This is a genomic window from Actinopolyspora mortivallis DSM 44261 (assembly GCF_000384035.1).
In the GTDB taxonomy this organism is placed as follows: domain Bacteria; phylum Actinomycetota; class Actinomycetes; order Mycobacteriales; family Pseudonocardiaceae; genus Actinopolyspora; species Actinopolyspora mortivallis.
Window position 1 is genome coordinate 2,776,053 of record NZ_KB913024.1, and the last position, 17,372, is coordinate 2,793,424.

Annotated in this window: 20 protein-coding genes and 1 riboswitch; of the genes, 13 read left to right on the forward strand and 7 right to left on the reverse strand. The window is 67.7% G+C overall.

Annotated elements, in window-relative coordinates:
- Positions 1-465 precede the first annotated feature (465 nt).
- The 6 genes from ACTMO_RS22965 (at position 466) to ACTMO_RS0113100 (ending at position 4,400) form a co-directional block, all read left to right on the forward strand.
- Positions 466-702 (forward strand): hypothetical protein, encoded by a 237-nt coding sequence (locus ACTMO_RS22965; protein WP_157062881.1) that lies wholly within the window; start codon positions 466-468, stop codon positions 700-702.
- Positions 703-737: 35 nt separating this feature from the next.
- Complete coding sequence (locus ACTMO_RS0113075; RefSeq protein ID WP_019855142.1) at positions 738-1,001, forward strand: hypothetical protein; 264 nt, start codon at positions 738-740, stop codon at positions 999-1,001.
- A 331-nt stretch (positions 1,002-1,332) separates the two neighbouring features.
- A complete protein-coding gene (locus tag ACTMO_RS0113080; protein WP_019855143.1) occupies positions 1,333-1,683 on the forward strand; it encodes a hypothetical protein in 351 nt (116 codons plus the stop codon).
- A 515-nt stretch (positions 1,684-2,198) separates the two neighbouring features.
- A complete protein-coding gene (locus ACTMO_RS22970) occupies positions 2,199-2,366 on the forward strand; it encodes a hypothetical protein (protein ID WP_019855144.1) in 168 nt (55 codons plus the stop codon).
- Positions 2,367-2,734: 368 nt separating this feature from the next.
- A complete protein-coding gene (locus tag ACTMO_RS0113095) occupies positions 2,735-3,364 on the forward strand; it encodes an HNH endonuclease family protein (RefSeq protein WP_019855146.1) in 630 nt (209 codons plus the stop codon).
- 226 nt (positions 3,365-3,590) lie between these two features.
- Positions 3,591-4,400: an SAM-dependent methyltransferase gene (locus tag ACTMO_RS0113100; RefSeq protein ID WP_019855147.1), complete on the forward strand. Its 810-nt coding sequence runs from the start codon at positions 3,591-3,593 to the stop codon at positions 4,398-4,400.
- A gap of 22 nt (positions 4,401-4,422) precedes the next feature.
- Here the strand turns inward: ACTMO_RS0113100 and ACTMO_RS0113105 are convergent, their stop codons facing one another.
- Positions 4,423-5,409 (reverse strand): Acg family FMN-binding oxidoreductase, encoded by a 987-nt coding sequence (locus ACTMO_RS0113105; protein WP_019855148.1) that lies wholly within the window; start codon positions 5,407-5,409, stop codon positions 4,423-4,425.
- 282 nt (positions 5,410-5,691) lie between these two features.
- On the opposite strand from ACTMO_RS0113105, the gene ACTMO_RS21030 reads away from it, so the two are divergent.
- Positions 5,692-7,023, forward strand: a complete 1,332-nt coding sequence (locus ACTMO_RS21030; RefSeq protein WP_019855149.1) for an MFS transporter — start codon at positions 5,692-5,694, stop codon at positions 7,021-7,023.
- 73 nt (positions 7,024-7,096) lie between these two features.
- Here ACTMO_RS21030 and ACTMO_RS0113115 read toward each other — a convergent pair whose 3' ends face one another.
- A complete protein-coding gene (locus ACTMO_RS0113115) occupies positions 7,097-8,032 on the reverse strand; it encodes a heme o synthase (protein WP_019855150.1) in 936 nt (311 codons plus the stop codon).
- Positions 8,029-8,412, reverse strand: a complete 384-nt coding sequence (locus tag ACTMO_RS0113120; protein ID WP_019855151.1) for a DUF3817 domain-containing protein — start codon at positions 8,410-8,412, stop codon at positions 8,029-8,031. Before ACTMO_RS0113120 ends, ACTMO_RS0113115 begins: the two co-directional genes overlap by 4 nt.
- A gap of 635 nt (positions 8,413-9,047) precedes the next feature.
- On the opposite strand from ACTMO_RS0113120, the gene ACTMO_RS21035 reads away from it, so the two are divergent.
- The 5 genes from ACTMO_RS21035 (at position 9,048) to ACTMO_RS0113145 (ending at position 13,621) form a co-directional block, all read left to right on the forward strand.
- Positions 9,048-10,115, forward strand: a complete 1,068-nt coding sequence (locus ACTMO_RS21035) for a hypothetical protein (protein ID WP_019855152.1) — start codon at positions 9,048-9,050, stop codon at positions 10,113-10,115.
- A gap of 4 nt (positions 10,116-10,119) precedes the next feature.
- A complete protein-coding gene (locus tag ACTMO_RS0113130) occupies positions 10,120-10,758 on the forward strand; it encodes a hypothetical protein (RefSeq protein ID WP_157062884.1) in 639 nt (212 codons plus the stop codon).
- Between the two features lie 147 nt (positions 10,759-10,905).
- Complete coding sequence (locus tag ACTMO_RS0113135; protein ID WP_019855153.1) at positions 10,906-11,961, forward strand: DivIVA domain-containing protein; 1,056 nt, start codon at positions 10,906-10,908, stop codon at positions 11,959-11,961.
- Positions 11,962-11,979: 18 nt separating this feature from the next.
- Positions 11,980-12,441 carry a hypothetical protein gene (locus ACTMO_RS0113140; RefSeq protein WP_019855154.1) on the forward strand — a complete coding sequence of 154 codons (462 nt, stop codon included), beginning with the start codon at positions 11,980-11,982 and terminating at the stop codon, positions 12,439-12,441.
- Between the two features lie 52 nt (positions 12,442-12,493).
- On the forward strand, positions 12,494-13,621 hold the full coding sequence (locus tag ACTMO_RS0113145; RefSeq protein ID WP_019855155.1) for a polysaccharide pyruvyl transferase family protein: 1,128 nt from the start codon (positions 12,494-12,496) through the stop codon (positions 13,619-13,621).
- 76 nt (positions 13,622-13,697) lie between these two features.
- Here the strand turns inward: ACTMO_RS0113145 and tenA are convergent, their stop codons facing one another.
- The 3 genes from tenA to ACTMO_RS0113160 form a co-directional block, all read right to left on the reverse strand.
- On the reverse strand, positions 13,698-14,432 hold the full coding sequence (gene tenA, locus ACTMO_RS0113150) for a thiaminase II (RefSeq protein WP_019855156.1): 735 nt from the start codon (positions 14,430-14,432) through the stop codon (positions 13,698-13,700).
- Positions 14,429-15,292, reverse strand: a complete 864-nt coding sequence (gene thiD, locus ACTMO_RS0113155) for a bifunctional hydroxymethylpyrimidine kinase/phosphomethylpyrimidine kinase (RefSeq protein ID WP_019855157.1) — start codon at positions 15,290-15,292, stop codon at positions 14,429-14,431. The genes tenA and thiD overlap by 4 nt, the downstream gene beginning before the upstream one ends.
- A 123-nt stretch (positions 15,293-15,415) precedes the next feature.
- Positions 15,416-15,513, reverse strand: a riboswitch (TPP riboswitch).
- A 76-nt stretch (positions 15,514-15,589) separates the two neighbouring features.
- A complete protein-coding gene (locus ACTMO_RS0113160; protein WP_019855158.1) occupies positions 15,590-15,829 on the reverse strand; it encodes a biotin/lipoyl attachment domain-containing protein in 240 nt (79 codons plus the stop codon).
- Positions 15,830-16,167: 338 nt separating this feature from the next.
- On the opposite strand from ACTMO_RS0113160, the gene ACTMO_RS0113165 reads away from it, so the two are divergent.
- Positions 16,168-16,905 (forward strand): hypothetical protein, encoded by a 738-nt coding sequence (locus ACTMO_RS0113165; RefSeq protein ID WP_019855159.1) that lies wholly within the window; start codon positions 16,168-16,170, stop codon positions 16,903-16,905.
- Positions 16,906-16,915: 10 nt separating this feature from the next.
- Here the strand turns inward: ACTMO_RS0113165 and ACTMO_RS0113170 are convergent, their stop codons facing one another.
- Entirely contained in the window at positions 16,916-17,320 is a 405-nt protein-coding gene (locus ACTMO_RS0113170) for a hypothetical protein (RefSeq protein ID WP_019855160.1), read from the reverse strand.
- Between the last annotated feature and the right edge of the window lie 52 nt (positions 17,321-17,372).

Sequence of the window (17,372 nt, forward strand, 5' to 3'; positions counted from 1 at the left end):
AGCCGCTCCTGCACATAACTTCTAATCCCCATCAAGAAAATTCACAGTATCAACACATTACTCTTTTCAGATTCCAGTAAAAACTTATCATATTTTTATCCTTTTTGCCCGAAAGGATCAATTAGTCGAACAATCGACCGTCAACCGGCCACGGCGCCATGTGATGATCATCATTGTTTATTGCCCGACCTCCTGGCGAAAATTAGTGTGATCAACACTGTGTAAGCTATCCGGGAAATCAACAAAACAGGTTTCTGAGATAAGTTCCACAGTACAGAAAACGCACCCCTGGGAATTAATTGATTATGCGAATGAGAACTCGTTCTGTCGCGGTAGCGGCCATGGCGACTATGGCCATGGGACTTGCCTCGCCGATGGCCACGGCCTCCGAATTCGATCGTCAGCGGCAGAAAGAAACAACACAGGCGGTCGAGGTACTGCAGGCGTCCGATCAAGTTGACAGGAATGAGCACAGCCGGATTTTGGGATCAGACATGGAAGTACACCAAGTGCGCCGCGTACGTATCCATGATTTTCGTACCAGAAGTCAAAGCCTATCGGGCAATCAAGGCGTTGGGCGGTGTCGCCGAAACTGCCCGACTGCTGATCGGCGCTGGTAATGCTGCGGAATTCCTTGAGATCGCCGGTGGCGTTGGATCTCAGATTATCGGTGCAGGCGGCATAGCAAAAAACTGTTTCTAACACGATAGTATCATTTCGCCGGGAAAGTGAGTGGTATGACTTCGCAAGAAGGATCACGGGTCCCTGACGGCTGGAAAGCACCGACGCAGATCGCGCTCGCATACGGCATCTTGTATGTCGCGATCACTCTTGCCATCGGACATACCGTTCAACTCGCCTGGCTGGCGTTGCCGTTCATCGCCCTGTGGGCACTGACCGCTGTGCTGACCCGGTTCGGGCTGCTGCAACGACGTCCCGTTTTCCTGGGGCTAGCAGGGGTGGCGGTTGTGGCGAGTGTCCTAGCGGCTGTCGCTTCGTAACTGTCGAAGGGTGTCTGTCCGATGAGCTACGGGCAGCCACCCCTTCGAGCGAACACACAGGCAGGCATGGCATTAATCGTGGTGCGGAACGGAGTCAACGGGGGCGGTTGATGTGGCTCATGTGGTCGATCGAAAGTGGGGGCGGATCCGGAACAGGATCCCTCCCCACTTTGCCCCCGCTCTTGGTCAGCATTCCCGATGCAAGTCAGCCAGGGCTCTGCCGCAGGTTGTACGCGATAGCTCGTCGACCCACTGCTGTGCCCGTTCGAGTGATGCCGACGAGCCTCAATCGGACACCCGATCCGCTGATGGACCCGGACAAGGGGTACTGATGGCCGACCACGAAAACCGCTGGGGCGACAGCGGCATGTCGCCACGCCTAGACCACCGCGGCCACGGCTACCCGTCTCGGCCGCAGGGGCCGAGGGTGGCCGCTCCGCTGGTGATGGCCGGGCACACCCTCGGGTGGATCTGGACCGACCAGCAGCAGGCCGCCGGTTGGAGTCCCGCTAGCCCGACGAACGAGGTGTCCGCCGGGCTGATCTCCCGCGCCCACGCGCACGTGTACGCCCGCCTGGTGAAGCTGCACCGCCAAGGCGTGCCCGCCAGCGACGTGCTCAACGCTGAGAACTGGGCGCCGCACACGCTCGGCCCGATCGACCGCAACTACCGCGACTCGTAGAAGTCTCACGCCTCTAACCCCCGGCGCGATCGCAGCGGGATTTTCATATCCCACCTTGGCCAGGCACCGTTCGCCAATGCCAGGAACGAACTCGGTCCCACGGCCGAAGACTTCGCCGAGCAGATGGACCAGCTCCTCGGACAGGCCGTGGCCAACGCCCCCCAAGCCGAAGGCGAGACAGGCGGCCGCCCGCGGCAGTTCGGCGTAACCAGCGTGACCGGTGGCAAGCCATGTTCACCAGCGGGCAGAGCGCGAGCATGTCGTCGAAAGAATGCGTGGCCGAAGTGTAGGAAATCCTCGACACTCTCATCGACAACGCCCGGAGCCGGCCCGCTCACAAGGGAGGCCGCCTTGGCGGCCGCCTACGCGCTGGCCAACCAGTACGCCGCAGGACTGTACGGCGGCGCCGGAAAACCATCGGCGGCGAGGATGTCGACGGCGGCACCAACCCGCCCCCGCGATTGCCCTAGACTCCCCCTTCTTGGAGTACCAGCGACGACGAAAGGCAAGCACCGATGAAACGAGTTCCTCCCACTGGGTCCTCGGCCGTGGTCTCGGTCGGGTTGTTCCTGATGTGGCTGGCGATCGGCGCTCCGAAGTGGGTGCTGTGGACACTCGGAACACTGGCCGGAACCTCTGTGGTGGTCGAAACCATGAGAATGGTGGTGACGCGCAGGTTATGAACGGCCGTGCCCTGGTCCCCACATCTCCACCGAGGTGGTCGAGTGTGCTGGGCCATCATGATCGCCCTGCTCGTGCCCGTCACCTTCCAGGTACGGGCGCGGGAGGGTGGGGGTACCGGGGACCTGCCGCACCGTCACCGAACCTGATGGGGCGCGCACCGCCGGGATCTCCTTCCCGGGATCCTCCCGGCGACGGGCGTGACCACCGCCGCGGGCACGGCGTCGTGTTTTCCGCTTCCGCGTCCACGGAGGAGCCTGTCCGGACGTACCACTGTGGCCACACGTTCTTCACCGCGTCATTGCCCGGTGTTGGCCGTGGCTTGCCACGCTGCGGAGGTGACACACCCCAGCGCGTGAGGAGGACGCTCGTGCGACGCCTCTGCACCATTCTCACCACCACACTGTCCGTGGTGACCCTGTCCGTGGTCACCACGGCGACGGCCACCGCCTACCCGCCCACCCCTCCGGGGGAAACCACGGCGCGTCAGCAGCTCGGCGAGCTCGCGGTCCGTTCCGAGGGATCCATGGACGGTTACGACCGGGACAGGTTCCCCCACTGGTCCCGGCAGTCCGGAAGTTGCGACACCCGGGAAACCGTGCTGAAGCGGGACGGCAGCGGAGTTTCCGTCGGCGAGGACTGCTACCCGACCTCGGGAAGCTGGTACAGCGTCTACGACGGCAGGTGGGTGGACGAACCCGCCGAGGTGCACATCGACCACGTGGTCCCACTGGCCGAGTCCTGGCGTTCCGGAACGGCGGACTGGACCGACGCCCGGAGGGAGGACTTCGCCAACGACCTGGACACCCAGCAGTTGATCGCGGTCTCCGCGGAGTCCAACCTCGCCAAGAGCGACGACGACCCGGCGCAGTGGCGACCGAGCAACACCGGATACCACTGCGTGTACGCGCGCGGCTGGATCAACGTCAAACACGTGTGGGGCCTGAGTGTCGACCCCGCGGAGAAGAACGCGCTCTCCGCCATGCTCGACGAGTGCTGACACCTTTCCGAAGGGAGTTCGACGGGTGGGGTCACGGAAGTCCTCACCCGTTTTCCTTCCCCGGGTCCGGAAACGGGCTCCACGTTTTCCCTGAACGGGATCATCACGTGCCGAGGTGATTCTCGATCCCCGAATCCACGTCCAGTCCGCCGGGCGGAGAAGTTGGGTATCGTTGCCCGGACAGCCGGTTTCTTTCCGGTCCCAGCGGTTTCGGAGGTGCTCGGGAATGGACCAACACGGCTCCTCACCTCGGGAGGAACCCCGGACGGACCGCCCGAACGCGGCCAGGATGTACGACTACTACCTCGGTGGTTCCACCAATTTCGCCGCCGACCGTGAGGCGGCCGAGGCGGGAACGGCCGCCATGCCGCACGCCCGGCAGTACGCTCGCGCCAACCGTGCCTTCCTGCAACGGGCGGTCACCCACCTGGCCGAACTCGGAATGGACCAGTTCCTCGATCTGGGTTCGGGGATACCGACCGTCGGCAACGTGCACGAGATCGCCCGCGGGGTCAACCCCCACGCCCGGGTCGCCTACGTCGACCACGACCCCGTGGCGGTGGCCCACGCCCAGCGGCTGCTGGGCGAGCATCCGGAGGTCACGATCACGCTGGGAGACGTCCGTGATCCGCGCACGGTGCTGAACGCCCCCGGGGTGTCCGGGCTGCTGGACTTCACCCGTCCGGTCGGGTTGCTGGCGGTGGCGGTGTTGCCCTTCGTCCCGGACCAGGCCGAGGCCCGTGAGGTGCTGGCCGCCTACCGGGCCGCCTGTGTGCCGGGTAGCTACCTGGTGCTGTCCCACATCTCCGCGCTGTCCGCGACCCGCCAGCAGGTGGCAGCCGCCGAGGAGGTCATGGCCCGCACTCCCACCCCGGTGAGGTGGCGTCCGCCGGAGGAGATCTCGGAGCTGTTGGAGGGGGTCGAACCGGTGGAGCCCGGCCTGGTTCCGCTGCCCCGCTGGCGTCCGGACACTCCCCCCACCCAGGAGGAAGTGGACGAGGCCAACGCCTACGGGGCCGTCGGGCGCATCGGCTGAGTCCCTCGTTCGACGAGGCGCCTCAACCACGCTGCCGCGGCACGGGATCGGGATAGCCGAATCTCATCAGAATGTGCGGCTCGCCCACCAGACCGAGCCGTTCCCCCAGGCCACGACGCACCTCGGAGAGGTGCAGCGGTTGGGTGATCACCGAGGCCGCCAGTCCCAGGCTGGTCGCGGTCAACCACGCCAGCTGCATCGCCTCCCCGGTACGGAGGTGGTCGTCCCTGGCGTCGGACTCCGTGGAAAGCACCATCACCGCCTCCCGCTCGATCCACTCGGCGAGCCGCTGCTCGTCGGGCAGCCGGGTTCCCGAGGTGGTCAGCCCCACGGCGGGCACCCCCTCGCTGGCGAGCTCGTCCTCGCGGGTGGAGGCGTGTCCTCCCACCGATGACCCTCCGGTCATCCACATGGCCAGCTCACGCTGGTAGTGCCGGTCCTTGCGGTGCACCCTGGCCGCGTACCCGAGCAGCTCCGCCAGGTTCCGCGCGTCGTCCGGCCCACTGAGCCACCTGGCCCGTACCCCGGAGGAGGACCCCGCCGCCAACAGGGCCTCCCGGGCCACGTGCGCCAACTCCTGGTCGTGGAAGGGACGACGGTAGCTGCTGCGACGGGTGATGGCCCGGAAGCGCTGTCCCTCCAACACCGTGGGATCACGCCGCTGCGTCCCGGTCACCCTGCCCACGAGATCCGTTTCCTCCGAGTCCGTGGGACGGTCCAGGTCGGCCTCCCACCCGATCCCCCGTACCGCCAGGAACAGGTTGGTCAGCGCGGCGCCGCAGGACAGTCGCCGGTCCCTGCCCTCGGGGTCGTGCTGTTCCAGCGCCACGGTCGGACGCTCGTGGAGCCGTGCGGTGTGTTCCCGCACGACGAGTGACCACGGTTGTGTGTTGTGCACCGACGGGGCCCGTCCCACCGCCTGTTCGAGGGTGTGGACTTCGTCGGCGGTCCACCCCCGGTCTCCGGTGGTCGTACCGGCTCGTCGCCGGTGTGGTCTCAGCCAGCTCATGGTCGACACCCTCCGGCGCGGTTGGGGGGCGAGGTTCCGGCGGCTTCCGACGGGTTTCGTCGAGGACAGACCCCGGGTTCGTCGTACGGGGCCCGGTCGGGGCCACTATCCCGCTCCGAGCGCTTCGACGCACCTCGGCGACGGACAGGCCGCGTTGCGCGGGGAATCCGGCGAACACTCTTGTCGCGTCCCCGGGAGATCGCTACCGTACTAAAACTTACAGCGTTAGTTATTTAGGACACACCCAGGGTTCCCAACCTCCGACACGAAGGGTGCACAGCGATGGCCGGTTCCACGACCACGCAGTCCAGACGAGTGGCCTTCGCCAGCCTGATCGGGACCACGATCGAGTGGTACGACTTCTTCATCTACGGCACCGCCGCCTCACTCGTGTTCAACAAGCTGTTCTTCCCCAACTACGACCCCGTGGTGGGCGCGCTCGCCGCGTTCGCCTCCTTCGCCGTCGGTTTCCTCGCCCGACCGCTCGGAGGAGTGGTCTTCTCCCACTTCGGTGACCGGCTGGGACGCAAACCGATGCTGATCTGGTCGCTGATGCTCATGGGAGTGGCGACCATCCTGATCGGCGCACTGCCCGCCTACGAGCACATCGGGGTCTGGGCTCCGATCCTGCTGGTGACCCTGCGCTTCGCCCAGGGAATCGGCGTGGGAGGCGAGTGGGGAGGCGCGGCGCTGATGGCCGTCGAACACGCCCCGGCCAACCGACGCGGTTTCTACGGCGCCTGGCCCCAGGTCGGTGTGCCCGCAGGACTGCTGCTCGGCAACACGACCTTCTCGGTCGTCTCGGCCAGCGTGACCGACGAGCAGTTCCTCGCCTGGGGATGGCGAATCCCCTTCCTGTTCAGCGCCCTGCTCATCGTGCTCGGCTTCTTCATCCGGCTGAGCATCAGCGAGAGCCCCGTCTTCGAAAAGGTGATGAACACCAAGGAGAAGGTCCGCGTCCCCGTCCTGGAAGCCCTGCGTTCGCATCCGAGGACGATCCTGCTGGCCACGGGAACCTTCCTCGGCACGCACGCCACCTTCTACGTCACCAGCACCTGGTTGGTCTTCTACACCACCGAGGAGGGCCTCTTCGAGCGCACCACCGTGCTCAACGCCAACTCACTGCTGAGCTTCGTCGACATCCCGTTCATGATCCTGTTCGGGCTGCTGTCCGACTACCTGGGAAGAAGACGGATGATACTCGGCGGGATGGCCGTCATGGCACTGTTCGCGCTGCCGTACATGCTGCTGGTCGACACCGGCTCGATCGCGCTCTACCTGCTCGGCGGGATGATCCTGCAGCTGTGCCGGACCTCGGTGTACGGACCGCAGTCGGCCTACTTCTCCGAGCTGTTCTCCACCCGGCTGCGCTACAGCGGGATCTCCGTCAGCTACCAGCTGGCCTCGATCCTCGGCGGGGGCATAGCCCCGATGATCTGCACCTGGCTGTACGCGAGCACGAACTCCCCGGTGGCCATCGCGGGCTACATGGCGACACTGGCCGTGATTTCCTTCGGATCGGCGTACCTGCTCACCGAGACCTACCGGACGGATCTCACCGCCGACCCCGCCACCCGGGAACGGAACGCGGCCGACCCGGCGGTCTCCGGCTAGGCCCAAAAACCCGACGGTTCCGCACGACCGCCCGGACACACCTCGTGCGGAACCGTGCCGCGGGCGGCGGGAGTCAGGCCAGCACCGGCAGACCGACGGCCGCGTCCACCGCTATGGCCAGGAACAACCCAGTGAGATAGCTGTTCGACAGGTGGAACAGCTTCATCGGGTTGACCTCCCCGCCCCTGCGCACTCCGCTGTGCAGCCGGTGGGCCATGACCAGGAAGGTGACGCCGACGATGAGTGCCCAGGCGACGTAGATCCAGCTCGTCACCGGGATCAGCAGCAGGGTGCTGAGCACCGTCGCCCACGAGTAGGCGAGGATCCGCGCGGAGACCTGCTGCGGGGTGGCGACCACGGGCAGCATCGGCACGGCCGCGCGCTCGTAGTCCTCCCGGTACTTCATGGCCAGCGACCAGAAGTGCGGCGGTGTCCAGAGGAAGACCACCGCGAACATCACCAGGGCGGGCCAGGCCACGGTGTTCTCCACCGCGGCCCAGCCCACCAGCACCGGCATACAGCCGGCGGCACCGCCCCAGACGATGTTCTGGGGCGTGCGCCGCTTGAGCAGCAGCGTGTAGACGAAGACGTAGAACAGCGTGGCCGACAGGGCCAGTACGGCCGCCAGCAGATTGGCCCCCGCCCAGAGCACGGCGAAGGACAGCACGCTCAACGTGATGCTGAACACCAGGGCGTGGGCCCGGGAGATGCGGTAGCTGACCAGCGGGCGCGACTTGGTCCGGTCCATCACCGAGTCGATGTCCGAGTCGATCACGCAGTTGAGCGCGTTGGCGCTGCCCGCCGCCATGGTTCCGCCGATCAGCGTCACCAGCACCAGTCCCAGCGGGGGGATGCCGCGTTCGGCCAGGAACATGGCGGGGATGGTGGTCACCAGCAGCTGCTCGATGACACGGGGCTTGGTCAACGAGAGGTAGGCACCGAACAGTCCCCGGACCCCGGTACCCCCCGAGGTCAGCCCCTCCCGGGCGGATTGCTTCGTGGTTGTCATGAGTGCGCCGATCCGGTTTCCTCGGCGGCCCCTGCGGCGGAGCCGGATCCTGCCGTGTTCCAGGCACGGAACCACTGGACCACCTTGTGTTCGGCGAAGAAGGCCCCGAAGGGGATCGTTCCCGCCAGCAGGACGAGCAGCATCGGACCGACCGGAACCCGCAACAGCCGGGTTATCAGCAGGGCCAGCACCAGGTAGACCATGTACAGCCACCCGTGGGCGATGCCGATGGCGGTCGTGGCGTTCTCCCCGAACCGTTGGACGTCGGTGCCGACCGGCCAGCCGTACTTGCCCACCATCGCCAGGCACAGCGCGATCAGCAGCACGGCCGTCACGTACGCCATCACCCGGTAACCGGTCAGTAGAACACTCGGCTTCACGACAACTCCCTCAATCCCGCCTCGTGCCCGCACCAGGACCACCGCGGCGACGTGTCCACCGCTGCGACGCGGAGGCTCGACCGCCGACAACGACCCACCGGCTGAGGCGGGGCACCGTGACTGCCCATTGTTGGAAACCGTACGCCACGCCCTCGGTCCGCTCGCGACTACCTGCTGTCGAGAGTGGCGCCGCCCACGTCACGGCGGCGGGAAACCGTCGTGACACGGACACGCGTGACCGCGAGGTCACGTGGCGGAACGATGATAGGACCCGGCGAGAAGACCGCGGGGACACAGCCTCCCCACCGGCCGGTTGGACCGGAAGCCCGGCCCCGACGAGACGGCGCTCCACGGAAGCCGCGCGGGTCCGGGACCGAACCCGGGCCCCGACGGAGGGCTGTTGCCCGCCCGGCCGACACCTCGACAGCGCCGTGGGAACTCCTCCACCTGCCGACGGATTCGATCACCAACGGCACGCGGAATCCTCCCCGAGAAGGAAACAAAAACCCTCGTATTTCACGTGCTTAGCTCGTTCGAGTGAGAAAACGGACGTGCGCAGCGAGCTTGAACAACGAACCCGCTTTGCCTGCTTAGGATGCCCGACAGCACAGTCTCGATCAGAAATGCGGTGGACTATGGAAGACGAGGCCATCGTTCCCCTGCGACCGGGGTTCGATAACGAGTTCCGCGGTTTCAACCGCAAACAGGTTCTGGAACATATCGAACTGCTCGAGGACCAGATACGAATTCTCGTCACAGATCGCGACGAGGCGATCCGGCTCAACGAGGACCAGCGGCGCATCACCGACGAGACCCGTCGGCAGATGGAGGAGACCACCAACGAACTCCGGCGGCTCCAGAACGCCGAGACCGGGCAGCCGTACGCCACGGCGCGCATGCAGCACATGCTCAACATGGCCGAGGAGGAAGCCACGGCCATCCGTGAGCACGCCAACCGCGAAGCCGAGACCATCCGCGGCGTCGCCGAGACCGACGCGGAACAGATCAGGAAGGAGGCGGAGGAGAGAGCGGCCGAACTCCGCAAGGAGTGCGCCGAACTGGTCGAGGATCTGGAACGGCGTCGCCAGCACATGGACGAGGAGCACGCGGCCCGCTCCGCCGAGCTGGACGCCAAGGCCGACCAGCTCCAGCAGGTCTACACCAGCACCTACGAAGAGGCCATGAACGTCGCCCGTGCGGAGGCCGACGAGCTGCTCCGGAACACCAGGGAACGCTGCGCGGACCTGGAGGAGCGGGCGCACCGCAAGCACTCCGAACTCATGGCCGACCTGCGCGGCAGGGCCGAGCGGCTGGAGGAGCTGCGGAACACACTGCTGCAACACGTGGAGGCACTGGTGAACACCGCCGGCCAGCAACGAACCGTGCTCGACGAGCAGCTGAAGCCGTTGACGATCGTCGAGCCGGAGGAACAAGCCTCCACCACCGCCGCGTCCTCCGGGGAACACGCCCAACCCGGGAACGGAGGTTCGGAGTCCACGGCCGCCACCGGCAGGGACACCACCGACACCCGGATCCCGGTGCAGTCCGGCGGCGGGACCGCCGAGTCCACGCCCCGTCCGATCCCCCTCGACCCGGTCACCGAGGACGACCCGGTACACGAGGAAGTTCCCGTGCTGAACCGGATGGGCAACTGGGGCGACGACGGCGGCAACCAACCCTACTCCGTCGAATACGGACACTGATTCGATGTTTGCTGAGTTGACGTCACTGTTTCCGGTCGGATGGCACCCGGTCCGACTCGGACTCGCGGCACTGTGCGGAGCCCTGGTCACCGCGCTGCCCGCGGTGATCCTGCTCGTCCGCGCCCGACGGCGCCACACCCGTCTGCGCAGGCAGCTGGCCAGACTGACCACCTCGACGGCACTGCTCACCGGAACGGGGCGCAACGGGCAGCCGCGCAGGATAGGCGCGGAGCACGAACCCGACACGGAACCCGCGGAGAAACCCCCCGCACAACACGCGGAAACCCCGCCCCGGAAGCCCGGCCCCGGCGGCTCGCCGCCTCCCGCACCGCGGGACCCCGTCGAGCAGGAAACGGTTCCCGACGCCCTCCGTTCCCCCGCGCCACAGGCGGATCCTGCGGGCGCTGAGTCGGGAGGCGCGATCGGCGGGGAACACCCGATCGGTCGGGACGGGGCACAACACCCCACCGGTGACGAGGCCCGGTTCGGCAGTCAGGAAATAGCCGAACGATTCCGGCGCGAATACGCGGCGGCCATGGACGACAGCAGACAACGACTGGAGGAGCTGCGCACCAGACTCACCGGAGAACTGGGCGCCCGTGGAACGGAACAGTCGAACGACGACCAGCGGCCGACGACCTGACCACAGCGGCCCCGCCCGGACCGCTGCCCGTGTCCGGGGCGTTCGTGACACCGCACGAGCGCTCCAGGCCACCGACCCGAGAACCCCATCCGCTCCGTCGGGAACCGGCCGACGTCGCGGAGGCAATGGCGGACAGGAGGACTCGACATGGAAGACGCCGCCGACGCCGTGGTGCCCCTCAGACCCGGGTTCGACGTGACGTTTCGAGGTTTCGACCGCGACCAGGTCCTGGAACACCTCGAGATGTTGGAGACCCAACTGGAACTGGTCACGATCGACCGCAACGAGGCCACCCGGCTCAACTCGGACCTGCGTGCTCTCTACGACCAGACCCGCGAGGAGCTCACCGCGACCCAACAGCGTCTGCGGCACCTGGAAACCTCCGACACCGGTCTTCCCGAGCTCTCCCAACGCCTCAGGGAGATGCTGGACACGACCGAGGAGGAGTTGCAGACGCTACGGGAACAGGCCAGGCACGAGGCGGAGACCATCCGCGGTGCCGCCGAGGCCGAGGCGGAGCAGCTGGTCGAACAGGCCGAGAACACGGTCGGGGAGCTGCACGAACAGTGTGAGCGGGTGCTCGACGAGGTCGAACGCAGGCACGAGCGGCTGCGGGGGGAACGGAACCGTCAGCTGAGCGAGCTGCGCAGCCGGGAACAGCGCATGAGACGGGCGGTCCGGGACGCCTACAAGTCCCTGATGGACTCGGCACGTCAACAGGCGGCCGAACTCACCGAACGGACCCGTCAGGAGTGCGCCCACCGCGAAGCCGAAACCGAGCGCTACCGGCAGCGTGTCTTCGAGGAGATCGAACACAACCGTTCCGAACTCGAAACGTTGCGTAACCAGATCATGACCGCCCTGGACACGGCCACCAACCGGATAGGGTTCTCCGTCTTCGCCCTCGGCGAGGGCGAGAACGTTCGTACGGAGGAGACCGGAACGGGCTCCTCCGAGCCCGACGAGGAACCCGCCGGTGGGGCATGGCTTCCCTCCCCGCGCAAGAACCTGCGGGTCACCACCGTGATGGGAACCCCGCCGCAGCCCTCCGGGAGTTCCGCGGGAACGGAGTCCGACACCTCCCCGGAGTCCGGGACGGTCCCGGCGGAGAACGAGCGGCACGAGGACCCCTCCGACGGCTCGCACGGGAACGGACGGAAGCCCCACGGCACCGACACCCCCGATCCGATCGGACAGAGCTGACCCACCCGGAGGGAAACCATGTCACTGGCGCAGTCCACCGTCCCGGCCGTAGATCTGCTGGTGCTGGCTCTGCTGGTTGGTTTCGGACTCGCCTCGGCGGTGTTCGTGCCGTTGCTGAGCCGCCAGCACCGGCGTGGACTCCGAACGGCGGGGCGTTCGGGGCGGGCCCGTCGCGCGCGTCCCGACGCCGCCGTGGCCACGAGTCCCACCGGCGTGGCCCGCTCCACGGTGGACCACGCCGGGAACGTCCGTCCACTCCCCGGGGACGGGACCACCGAGGGTTCCGCCTACCGGCAGGGCGGGCACGAGGATCAGGGGACCTGGGAAGAGGCGGAACGTGTCTTCCGCAGCGGCACGAGCCGGTGGCAACGACGGCTCGAACGGTGCACGGCGGAACACACGGTACGCTTCGGACGGACACGAGCACGTCTGTCGCGCGTGACCCGGCAGTTGGGAATCGACGACTCCACCACGGGGTGAGGGAGCCGGGCCGCCCGGCGGACGGGTTTCCGCAGCGGCCAAGGAGTGTTTCGTGAGCGCCTCGTCCCCCCGTGAAAGGACCGTCTACCTGGTGGGTACCACCGGGCACCCCAACTACGGGGACGAGGTCATAGCCGCCACCTGGCTGAAGTACCTGGCCCGGCACGAGCCCACCGCCACGGTGTGGTTGGACTGCCCGAACCCCGGTCCCAGCGAGGTGCTGCTCGGGGGTCTGCACCCGAACGTGCGTTTCACCGACACGTTCTGGCGCCTGTGCTGGCACGCCTCCTCCAGCGAGCCGTGGCAGGTGGCCGCCTTCGTCCGCCGTGCCGTTCGGAACCCCGGGCTGGCCCCTCGCTGGGTGGCGGGCATCGAGCTCGCGCGGCGGGCCGACGTGATGCACGTGATCGGCGGCGGCTACGTCAACGGGATCTGGCCGCACCACATCGGACTGCTGGCCGCCGTGGTGGCCAGCGGTGAGTACTCCGGGGCCAGACTGGCGATGACCGGTCAGGGGCTGACTCCGGTGGCCGCCGAGGGGCTGCCGCTGCTGCGGGAGCTGGCGCGCCGGTTCGACGTGGTCGACGTCCGGGACGATCCCTCCCACGAGGCGTTGAGCGGGGTTCCCGGCGTGACCGCCGTCGGCGACGACCTGTTCTTCGACACCGACACACAACGGCACGAGCACGAGGACGTTCCCGAGGTGATGGTCTGTGTGCAGTCGGACCTGCTCACGGTCAGCGCCGCGACCCTGGCGGGCCACGTGCTGGAAACCCTGCGCGACTGGGACGTCGCGCCCGAGCGGGTCGGCTTCGTGGAGGGGATCCCCCGGGTGGATCGGGACATATTCGCGTTGGTCGAACACGAGCTGGCCGGTGCCCGTTTCTACCCCTTCTCCGAGATCATGAAACGGGGACTGCCCGTCGATGCCGGGCAGCGTTGGTTGTCCACCCGCTTCCACATGCACCTGGTGGCAGCGGCGGCCGGGGCGAGCGGAGCCGCCGTGGTGATCGACACCAACTACTACACCAACAAGCACATGTCGCTGCTCGAACGGGGCTCGGGGTGGTCACTGACCACGGACCTGAGCACGCCTTCCCAACCCACGGGGGGATTCGACGCCAGCACCCTGCGCAAACTGCGGACGTCCAAGTCCTCGCTGGCGCAGCGGATCTACTGAAGGACCACCGTCGACGCCGGAACCCCCGCACGGCCGGAGACGTTGCCGGCCGTGCGGCGGGCCGCGCCGGGCGGGATCACTCCGCCGTCCCGCCTCGATGGGGAAGCCACCGCGCGGTGGGCCACTGCTCCCGTTCCCACGCGCTGTTCCAGAACAGCCACTCGTACTCGCTGCACCGCACGAACGCGGTGAGCATCCGCTGTCTGGTCCGTTCGTCCGCGGCCGCGGCCAGTCTGTCGGTCAGCTCCCTGGCTCCGAGCACGGCGGTGGCGAACTCCTCGTCGGCGTAGGTCTCGATCCACCGTCCGTAGGGGTGCTCGGCGGTGTCCCCGGTCTCCTCCAGGATCGTGCTTCCCACGTGCTGGTACACCCAGAAGCACGGCAGCAGCGCGGCGACCAGCACCGGGTAGGGCGAGCTCTGCGCGCTCGCCCGCAGGTAGGAGGTGTAGGCCAGGCACGTCGGCGAGGTCTCGATGCCGGCCGTCTCCCGTTCGGTGAGGCCGAACCGTTCGAAGTATCCGGCGTGCAGTGCGCGCTCCTCGGCCAGGGCGCCGTGGGCGCTGCGCGCCAGGAACTCGGCGTCGCCCGGTTCGTCGGCCCGGGCCGCGGCCCCCGCCAGTGCCTGGGCGAAGCCGACGAGGTAGCGGGAGTCCTGGACGAGGTAGAACACGAACCGGTCCCGCTGGAGTGTTCCCTCCGCCAGGGCACGGTTGAACGGATGCCGCACGATCGCCCGCTGCAACTCGGCGGTGTGTCGCCACGCCTCGGCGCAGAACCCGTTCGGGTCGGGCTCGGGCAGTCGGTGGCTCATGAGATCGCCCCCTTGTGGTGGGCGGGGTCACCGGCGGAGAGGTGCGGGGGGTCCTCCGTGTCGGCCCACCACCGGTGGAAGTGGTGCACCGGCCCGTGGCCGTGTCCGACGTCGAGGAGGTCGGCGGCTCGCAGGGCACCGGTCAGGTAGTCCTTCGCCTCACGTACCGCCACGGACCAGTCCGGGGTCCCGGCCCGCAGGGCGGCGACGGCGGCCGACAGGGTGCAGCCGGTCCCGTGGTCGTTGTCGGTGTCGACTCGACGACCGTGCAGGAACTCGGCCTTCCCGTCGGTGTAGAGCACGTCGACGCTGTGCCGCGTCGCCAGGTGCCCGCCTTTCAGCAGCACCCGGGGGACACCGAGCTCGGCCAGGCGAGCCGCCTGGGCCGGCATGTTCTCGGTGTCGTCGAGTTCCGGCTCTCCGAGCAGGTCGGCGGCCTCCGGCAGGTTCGGCGTGACGAGGTCCACGTGGGGCAGCAGTTCCTCACGCAGGGCCGTGACGGCCTCGGTGGCGAGCAGGCGGTCCCCGCTCTTGGCGACCATGACGGGATCGAGCACCACGTTGGGCAGCGCGTACCGACGCAGCTCGGCGGCCACGACTCTGATGATGTCTGCCTCCGAGAGCATCCCGATCTTGACCGCGTCCACCCGCACGTCGTCCAGCAGGGTCCGCAACTGGTCGGCCACGAACTCGGCCGGAACGGGATGGACCGAGCTGACCCCGGTGGTGGTCTGGGCGACCAACGCCGTGATCACCGACATCCCGTGGGTGCGGTGGGCGGAGAAGGTCTTCAGATCGGCCTGCACCCCCGCTCCCCCGCTGGGGTCGGTGCCCGCGATGGTCAGAACATTGGGGATCACTGACGCCCCTTTCCGAGCGGGACGCGCACGTCACCCGCTCCGGCGTCCTCGGACGATCTCCACCGGTTTCCCGACCGGACACCGTCCGTGGGCCGTGAGAGGCGTGTACGACGGCACGGCAGTACCGACGGCATGCGACGTCCCTCCGCTAGTCCGAACTAGGTCAGGTTCGACGGGTCTCTCTCAGCCCGGCGGCGAGCCGGGCACCCCGCGTCACTTCCCGAACCACCGGACGTTGCCCGTCGGTTCGGCGCACCAAACATAGCAGCGGAGGTCAACGGTGCGTCCCCGTTCTCCCTATTCGATCAGCCCCACGGGAAAGCCGGGGAACAGCGGCTCCCCCGCGCGGACCTGTTGGTGCAGCGTCCCGGTGGCGAGAGCGCGCACGTGCTCGTGCCGCCGCCCCGTCCGGACCTCGGCCAGTGGCTGTCCGGCACGGACGAGACTTCCCTCGGTGGCCAACCAGCGCACGAGCACGGCGCGGGTGTTGCCCGGTGCCCGGTCGGGGTGTTCGGCGCAGTACAGCAGCTCCGTCATCCTCCGTCTCCGAGTGATCGTCCGAACGTCCCGTCCTCCGTGCCGGTCACGTCCGGTTGGAACCGGTTCTCGGCCCCCCCGCGGACGGAGCCTGTACAACACGACGTGTCCGCCGCAAGACCGTGCGGGTTCGGGCGGGAACACGTTCGCGAGCACTCAGGGGTCCCGGTGCTGTTCGACCGTTTCCCGCCGCGAACGCCACAGCGCCGCCCCGGGGACGGGAGGAGGACCGCGAAGCCCCACGAAAAGGCGACATATGTCACATCGTCGGTAAATCACACCACACAGCGGATCCGCACCCGTGAACGGTCGCACCGCCCCCGACTAGAGTTGGGGTAATGAATAGCACTACCGAGGGACTCAGCAGCACGCGCTCTCGGCAGGACGGTCAGGACCCCGCTGCGGTATGGGCTCCGCTGACCAACCTCGCCGAGGCCGCGGCGCAGTACGCGAACGACTCCACGACGGTGGCCATCAACCGTGGATTCGACCGCAGGGCGCGGGAGCGCGCCCGGGCACTGCGGCAGCTGCTCAACGAACGCGGTGTGAACGCCACGGAGATCACCCCCGCTCCGGACAGCGAGGAACTGCTCGACGACGCCAGGGTCAACTCCGTGGTGAACCTGGTGGGAACCGGGTCCTGGCAGCCCTACCGGCTGGCGGCCAAGGAGGGTGCCGCCCTGCTGGCGCCCTGCCCGGAGGAGAGCGAGCCGGGGGAGAGTCTCCGGCGCGACGTCATCGCGATGACCCGTCAGGACTCCACACGGGATGCCGCGCTGACCCGGGTCGTGATCGTCCCGGAGACGCCGGAGGAGAGCAGTATCACCCTGACCAGGGCCGGAGAGCCGCTTTCCGTTCCGGGCGGAGAGGTGACCATCACGCTGCACGAGGGGCTGTTGGACGTTCGCCTGCGGGGCTCCGACTACGCCGAGCAGCGTTTCACCGCCGAGCGGCTCAGCGTCGAGACCCACGGCGCCCCGCACCGGCTCGTGCGGGACGAGATGCCGGTCGCGGAGTTCGAGGGAACCCTGGATTTCACCTGCGAACAGGACGGGCTGGTCGTCCACTCCGTCTGATCCCGTTCGTTCAGTGCCGCCGGCCCCGGGTGCGACGACCGAGCGCCGTCGTCAACCCGGCCGCGGCCAACAGGGGCACCGCCAGCGGCAGCGGTGCCGAGCCCACCGGAAGAACCAGATTCACCAGCGTCCACAGCGCGAGCAGGGCCGCCGCGCAGGCCAGCAGCAGCGCCGTGAGCGTCAACAGCCGACGGTGTCGCGGCAGCTCACGGAGTTTCCTCCGCGCGTTCGGATCCATGCCCCGCACGGTCATCGCGAGCGGAAGCGCGGTGGCGGCCAGCACCAACGCGCCGAGCACCGAGTCCCCACGCCGGGCCCCGTCCCCCAGGGTGACCAGCAACCCGGTGACTCCGAGGGCCAGCACGAGAAACGTTCTGCTCAGGGCACGCCACAACCACTGGTCGTAGTCGGTCACTGCTGGTTGCCCCTTCTCTGGTGTCGGAGCGCCCGTGCCGAAGCGGGGCGCC